The sequence below is a fragment of the Bacteroides sp. UBA939 genome (assembly GCF_002293435.1).
Lineage (GTDB): Bacteria > Bacteroidota > Bacteroidia > Bacteroidales > Bacteroidaceae > Bacteroides.
In genome coordinates, this window is sequence record NZ_DBDF01000061.1 from 1 (window position 1) to 6253 (window position 6253).

The 6253-nt window shown below is 46.3% G+C and carries 5 protein-coding genes; 1 reads left to right on the plus strand and 4 read right to left on the minus strand.

Going from position 1 to position 6253, the window contains the following annotated elements; genetic code table 11:
* Positions 1–70: 70 nt before the first annotated feature.
* Positions 71–1264: an ATP-binding protein gene (locus tag B2Z67_RS04105; protein WP_291528550.1), complete on the minus strand. Its 1194-nt coding sequence runs from the start codon at positions 1262–1264 to the stop codon at positions 71–73.
* A 229-nt stretch (positions 1265–1493) separates the two neighbouring features.
* The gene (locus B2Z67_RS04110; protein ID WP_291528551.1) at positions 1494–1895 is read right to left on the minus strand and encodes a response regulator; all 402 of its coding nucleotides are present in this window, start codon (positions 1893–1895) and stop codon (positions 1494–1496) included.
* A gap of 161 nt (positions 1896–2056) precedes the next feature.
* Between B2Z67_RS04110 and B2Z67_RS04115 the strand changes: the two genes are divergently transcribed.
* The gene (locus B2Z67_RS04115; protein ID WP_291528552.1) at positions 2057–3691 is read left to right on the plus strand and encodes an ABC-F family ATP-binding cassette domain-containing protein; all 1635 of its coding nucleotides are present in this window, start codon (positions 2057–2059) and stop codon (positions 3689–3691) included.
* 23 nt (positions 3692–3714) lie between these two features.
* Here the strand turns inward: B2Z67_RS04115 and B2Z67_RS04120 are convergent, their stop codons facing one another.
* Together B2Z67_RS04120 and B2Z67_RS04125 are read right to left on the minus strand one after the other, a co-directional pair.
* The gene (locus B2Z67_RS04120; RefSeq protein ID WP_291528553.1) at positions 3715–4815 is read right to left on the minus strand and encodes a metallophosphoesterase family protein; all 1101 of its coding nucleotides are present in this window, start codon (positions 4813–4815) and stop codon (positions 3715–3717) included.
* On the minus strand, positions 4815–6107 hold the full coding sequence (locus B2Z67_RS04125; RefSeq protein ID WP_291528554.1) for a lamin tail domain-containing protein: 1293 nt from the start codon (positions 6105–6107) through the stop codon (positions 4815–4817). Before B2Z67_RS04125 ends, B2Z67_RS04120 begins: the two co-directional genes overlap by 1 nt.
* Positions 6108–6253: the final 146 nt, after the last annotated feature.

Consider the following 6253-nt stretch of genomic DNA (forward strand, 5'->3'; position numbering starts at 1 on the left):
TAATTCTTATTTGGTACTTATACGGAATAAAATGAGACGAAATAACCTGATGTACTGCCATCGCAAAGGATTACCCTGCAACAGGTGAAGCAGGCGAATGAATAAAGCCGAAATGCCAGAATGGAATAGTGTTACCGAATCCATATTCTATATCATCTTTCACTATATATGCTTTTTCTAATCCCTCTATTTGGGAATTGCCCTTCTTGCGCCCACCTATTTCAAACGTTTTTCCTTCTACTTCAAAGTCAGCCCGGACAGATGCCATAACACTATGTGATTGGGAGACTTGATTAAAAAAGAATGTTTCCCGCAAACTGCCGGTATCAGGTGTGTCCTGACTGAAGATATAGGCAAGGTTAGTGTTTTCCAAATAAAGCTTAGCCACTTTACCCAGTCCTCTGACTCCACCTGCTGCACCATACAATTGCTTAATCAGACCTGCCTTTTCCATATAAATGATATAATCGCCAAGAGTTTGCCGGTCAATACCCATGATTTCCGCCAATTTAGAGTAATTAGGTTTAAAAGGTACACTCTGAGCAAGAACTAACATGAGGCGCTTTAGTTTAACAGCTGTGTTGGCATTGAGTTTTGCAAACATTGGAATATCCGTTTCGAGCGTGGTATTTACAGTTTGCAACAACCTTTCCGCATAGCTTGCCTGCCCTGAAAAGGGATAATATCCACTACGAAGATATTCCTTAAATTCAGCTAAGGGAAATTCTACACCCGGCGTTTTCACCTGGTGGTTTAAAATCTGCTCCAATGTATAAGCGGGTAAAGAGAGGCGGTTCTTCATATTAACATATTCCCTGAATGACATTCCATGCATTTTGTGCAGAAGCACGCGGCGACTTAAATCATCGGAGCCTTTGAAGATATCTAAAATGGACGAACCGGTAAATACGACTTGGAGGTTCGGAAGATAATCATAAATGAGTTTCAGTTCCTTCGACCACCCGGAATACTTGTGTATCTCGTCGATAAAGAAATGTCTGCCTCCCATCTTATGAAATTCTTCTGCAAAATCCAACAATTTATGCTCTGTGAAATAGAAATCATCTGCCGTGACATATATTGTATCACGAGTGGAAAGATGCAGTTTTATATGTTGCAGCAGAAGTGTAGTTTTTCCTACTCCTCTGGCGCCTACTATAGCCGTCATCCGGTCGTTCCAGTTCACAAGAAAATGCTGATCGCGCAGGAAGCTTACATCGGTATTCTCTAACAGTGCAAGAAAACGTTGCATTAACTTTTCCATAATCTTCAATGTTTTCCTGCAAAGATATAAAATTGAGGGATACATTCTACAATATTATAGCATTTTTGCGGAATGCATCCCGCAAAAACACAAAATATGATTACCCGTATTGTCTGTGAAAGCAGTGAAACCCCGGAGAGGGGGCTTTTTCTGTGGTGATTTCACCCGGAAACGCCTTCTACCAAGTGGTTAGCAGAAGATGGGTGAAGAGGGTGAAAGGCGTTTTACACTACCACTGTAGCTGCGGCAAGAATTTACTCAGGCAAGTACGCAATGCGTTCAATGTGATAGGCTTTACCAACACTTCCGATGCCCCCGCCTGCATGGCGCTTTCACGGTCTGCCGTAAAGGCATAGGCTGTTTGCATAATAATGGGGAGTTCTTTGTCTTCTTCACGGATAATTTTTGTGGCGTCCAAACCATTCATAACAGGCATTTTAATGTCCATAAGGATAGCAGCAGTCTTATCACGATTTTCCTTGAACAAATTAATCATTTCTTCGCCATTCTTTGCCCACAAAATTTCGCACTTCTTACCTATAATAGCCTTTATTAATTTAAAGTTACTGTCATCATCTTCCGCCACTAATATCAATGGACGGTGTTCTTCTGATAAATTCCCTATTTCCATGATTTACAATATTTCATTTTATGAGGCAAAGATATGAAAAATAATATAAATACATTCTTTTTGCAAAAGATTCGCTGTGTTTCGGCACAAAAATGAACGGGTTCATTTTATTCTATTCACGGTTTGCATTATCTTTGCGCCTCAGAACTTAAAGATAAAGTATGATTTCAATAGACGGACTGGCCGTAGAATTCGGCGGCACCACCTTATTCAGTGACATATCCTTCGTTATTAATGAGAAAGACCGCATCGCCCTCATGGGAAAGAACGGAGCAGGAAAAAGCACCTTGCTGAAAATCCTGGCAGGAGCACGCCAACCCACCCGGGGTAAAATATCAGCTCCCAAGGACAGCATCATTGCCTATCTGCCTCAGCACCTGATGACGGAAGACGGACGGACAGTATTTCAGGAAACAGCACAGGCCTTCGCCCACCTGCATCAGATGGAAGCAGAAATAGAAAGCCTCAACAAGGAACTGGAAACGCGTACCGACTACGAAAGTGACAGTTACATGAATCTGATTGAAAAAGTTTCCGCTCTGAGCGAGAAATTCTACTCCATCGACTCCACAAACTATGAGGAAGATGTGGAAAAAGCCTTATTAGGACTTGGCTTCTCACGCGGAGACTTCCACCGCCAGACCAGCGACTTCAGCGGCGGATGGCGTATGCGTATCGAGTTAGCGAAACTCCTGCTACAGAAACCGGACGTACTGCTTCTGGACGAGCCGACAAACCACCTCGACATTGAAAGTATCCAATGGCTGGAAGATTTCCTGATCAATAACGGAAAAGCCGTCATCGTTATCAGCCACGACCGTAAGTTTGTAGACAACATCACCACCCGAACCATCGAAGTAACCATGGGACGCATCTACGATTACAAAGTGAACTACTCCAAATACCTGGAACTCCGCAAAGACCGCCGCGAACAGCAACAAAAGGCTTACGATGAGCAACAGAAATTCATTGCCGAAACCAAAGAGTTTATCGAACGCTTCAAAGGTACCTACTCCAAGACCTTGCAGGTGCAAAGCCGCGTAAAGATGCTCGAAAAGCTGGAGCTACTGGAAGTAGACGAGGAGGACACTTCGGCTCTGCGCCTGAAATTCCCGCCGTCGCCACGTTCCGGAAACTATCCTGTCATCATGGAAGGAGTAGGCAAGACATACGGCGACAATATGGTATTCAGGAATGCAACACTGACTGTAGAACGGGGTGATAAATTAGCCTTCGTCGGCAAAAACGGTGAAGGTAAGTCTACCCTGGTGAAGTGCATCATGAAAGAGATTGAGCACGAGGGCGCACTGACCCTCGGACACAATGTACAAATCGGCTACTTTGCCCAGAACCAGGCATCCATGCTGGATGAAAACCTGACTGTATTCCAAACCATCGACGATGTGGCTAAAGGTGAAATACGCAATAAGATACGTGACCTGCTGGGCGCTTTCATGTTCGGAGGTCCCGAAGAGTCCATGAAGAAGGTAAAAGTTCTTTCAGGTGGAGAGCGCACCCGGCTTGCCATGATAAAATTGCTATTAGAGCCGGTAAACCTGCTGATTCTGGATGAGCCTACGAACCACTTAGACATGAAAACAAAAGACATCCTGAAACAGGCACTTCAGGATTTCGACGGAACATTGATTGTAGTAAGTCATGACCGCGACTTCCTGGATGGGCTGGTTACTAAAGTGTATGAATTCGGAAACAAAAAGGTGAAAGAACACCTGTGTGGCATCTACGAATTCCTGGAAAAGAAGAAAATGGAATCGCTCCGCGAGTTGGAACGGTAATCTTTCAAGAGGTTGTGCAAAGTTCACAACCTCACTGTGATGGTTTCGCCCCAGACAGGATTGTCTAACCGGTTCCAAAAAAATTCGCGAACGGTCATTACTTTTTTCTCTGTATCTATCACTACGAACTGAAAAGACAACTGCGCCTCGTTCTTTGATGATGCCGCACCTTTCATTGGAGAATCGACCCTGAAAAAGGATACCTTCGCAACCGGCTTCCCCCAGGTGTAAAACTCGTTGTAGTTTTCATTACCATGAAAGTACCCCCTGATTACAGGGTGTGCACCGAGAAATTCCTGTAATTGCCGACGTTCTTCAACAGGCACATCGCCGGAAGCAGACACGCTACTCACATCACCTGCCAGATTTTCGAAACGGTCGATAGTATTGATGTCCCGCGCACCATTGGGATTGATCAGATGTCTGGCTTCAATGTCCGGTTGGTCGTGTACAAAAAGCAGACAAACGTCCTCCTTGGGAAAGGTTTGCAATTTAGCTTTCAGCCACGTCCGGTTGCGGGTGTCGGGCCACATATCCAAAAACACGAAATGTACATTCGAATTGCAGAAAGCGTAGTTGCAAAGATGGCGGTCACGATTGTATGCGCGCTTAGAGAGAAGCGTATCGGGCCGGAGCATTGCATTGTAGATTTCGGCCGCTGCTGTGGCATCTACCTTGTGACGAGGAATTGAAGGATGACCAATGGCATTGGATATGTCATGATTACCGGGAAGCAGAAGCTGAGGAGTAGGGACACCAGCTATATTCACAAGTTTCAAGCCACTCCAATCGCGCTTGAATTGCCTCCACGAACGGGCGCTGCGTGGAATTCCTTTTTCCGCCCGGTTGGTTATATCACCCGTATTGATCACATAATCGACCCACGCTATCTTTTCTGCCTCTTTCACACCGCCATCGCGAGGAAGCACCATGCCGGGCAGAGAGTTAATCGCATCAATCATTGCCCGATTGACCTTCGAGGCGCTGACGCTGGTCTTGCCACGAAAATCGCGTTCAATGCCATAGTGACTGTCGGAGACATAGACAAACTGGATAAAAGACTGCTGCCCGAACCCGAAGGTTACGAACAGCAGTAATATAGATGTTACGAGGTACTTTTTCATTATTCGGCCGGTATGGTTTCAATGGTTCCTGCCGCTGTGGCTGGATTTGGGGCATCAACCGAAGGCTCTGCCAGACCGAATGCACCTATACCGTCGGGACAGCGGGCAAACGAGTATTTCGGGGTTGTTTTACCATAGTCCGGTGTGCAGTCCTCGTCGAGGTCGAGCGTTGTGGAGCGTGTAAAGATGTCGATGACAACATTGGCCGGTGTCTTAACTTCGAACTGAACGTTCTTTTTGGCTGAAATACCGCCGTTACCGGTCGCTTCATCCACTTCGGTTGCCAGATCGCCTCCTTCTTCGCAAATGGTGTAATAGTCGCCTGCACCAATCTCAACAGCTCCGCCTGTCCACCATACGTCGTCGGCATCAGTCTCTTCATTTTTGATAATCTGAACGCCTGCCAGCGAAATGGCCGCTTCGCTTGAGTTGTAAAGCTCCACAAACTTGCCGTTACCGTCTACTTCGTTAATCACCAGTCCGGTGTAATTTATGACAGCCACAGCGCGAACCGAATAGCTTCCTGAAGCTTTAGCCTCGCCGCCGCTACTGTTTTTGGCTACGATAGTATATCCTATCTCTGCGCTTGCCGCTTGGGCAGGGATTATCGCTGAGTATTCGCCACTCGCACCTGCCGTCATATTGATATCAGCCTGTGCCGTTCCGTTCAGCGTCCACTCTAATATGACAGGCGCCACGATTGTTCCCTCACCGGTGGCAACAGTTGCTGTGACGACTACCTCTTCTTCGGCCGTAGGTGAGGTGGGGGTATGCACGGCGTTACTCACCGTGGGGTTAACTTTTGCATCGTTGTTCGAAGCCTCGGGAGTAGGCGATTGCTTTTTGAAAGTGATTGACCCGTTGGGATTTGCCGCCCACGACTCCGTCTCCTCCATCGGTCCGAACTCGACGTAATCCACCTGCGCACCTTCGGGGTCATAGAGGTAGACCATATCGCCGCCGCTGCTCAATCCGAATCCTTCGGGAGTGTCGACCGCTACTTTCAAAAAACCGTACTCGGCGAGTCTCGTTCCGGCGGGAAGAGTGATTTTCTCCGACATATCAATCTTGTCACTGAGTACGAAACCACTTATATCAACCGTCTCCGACGAAGTATTATAAAGTTCCACCCAGTCTAAGCCGGAATCAAAACTGCCTTTACCACGCGAATAGACTTCGTTAATCCTGATGGGGGATTCGCCCGTTTCAATTGGGGGAGTGTCTTCGTTGTTCACGCAGCCTGTCATCAGAACGGTTAATAAACCGAGAATCAGATAAATGTTCTTTTTCATTTTGTTGAAATTTTAATTTTAAATTATTAGAAGCTAAGTACTTCGTTAGAATTAGCTTATGCTATAAATGAGAATTTAGCGGTGAGAATGGGTACGCGGACGACGCGGGTTAAGCGGATGAACGCGGATGAACGCGGACGAGCGCG

Bases quoted from the DNA above. Each gene is read 5' to 3' on its own strand.
- B2Z67_RS04105 (WP_291528550.1), bottom strand. From the start codon at position 1,264: ATGGAAAAGTTAATGCAACGTTTTCTTGCACTGTTAGAGAATACCGAT.
- B2Z67_RS04110 (WP_291528551.1), bottom strand. From the start codon at position 1,895: ATGGAAATAGGGAATTTATCAGAAGAACACCGTCCATTGATATTAGTG.
- B2Z67_RS04115 (WP_291528552.1), top strand. From the start codon at position 2,057: ATGATTTCAATAGACGGACTGGCCGTAGAATTCGGCGGCACCACCTTA.
- B2Z67_RS04120 (WP_291528553.1), bottom strand. From the start codon at position 4,815: ATGAAAAAGTACCTCGTAACATCTATATTACTGCTGTTCGTAACCTTC.
- B2Z67_RS04125 (WP_291528554.1), bottom strand. From the start codon at position 6,107: ATGAAAAAGAACATTTATCTGATTCTCGGTTTATTAACCGTTCTGATG.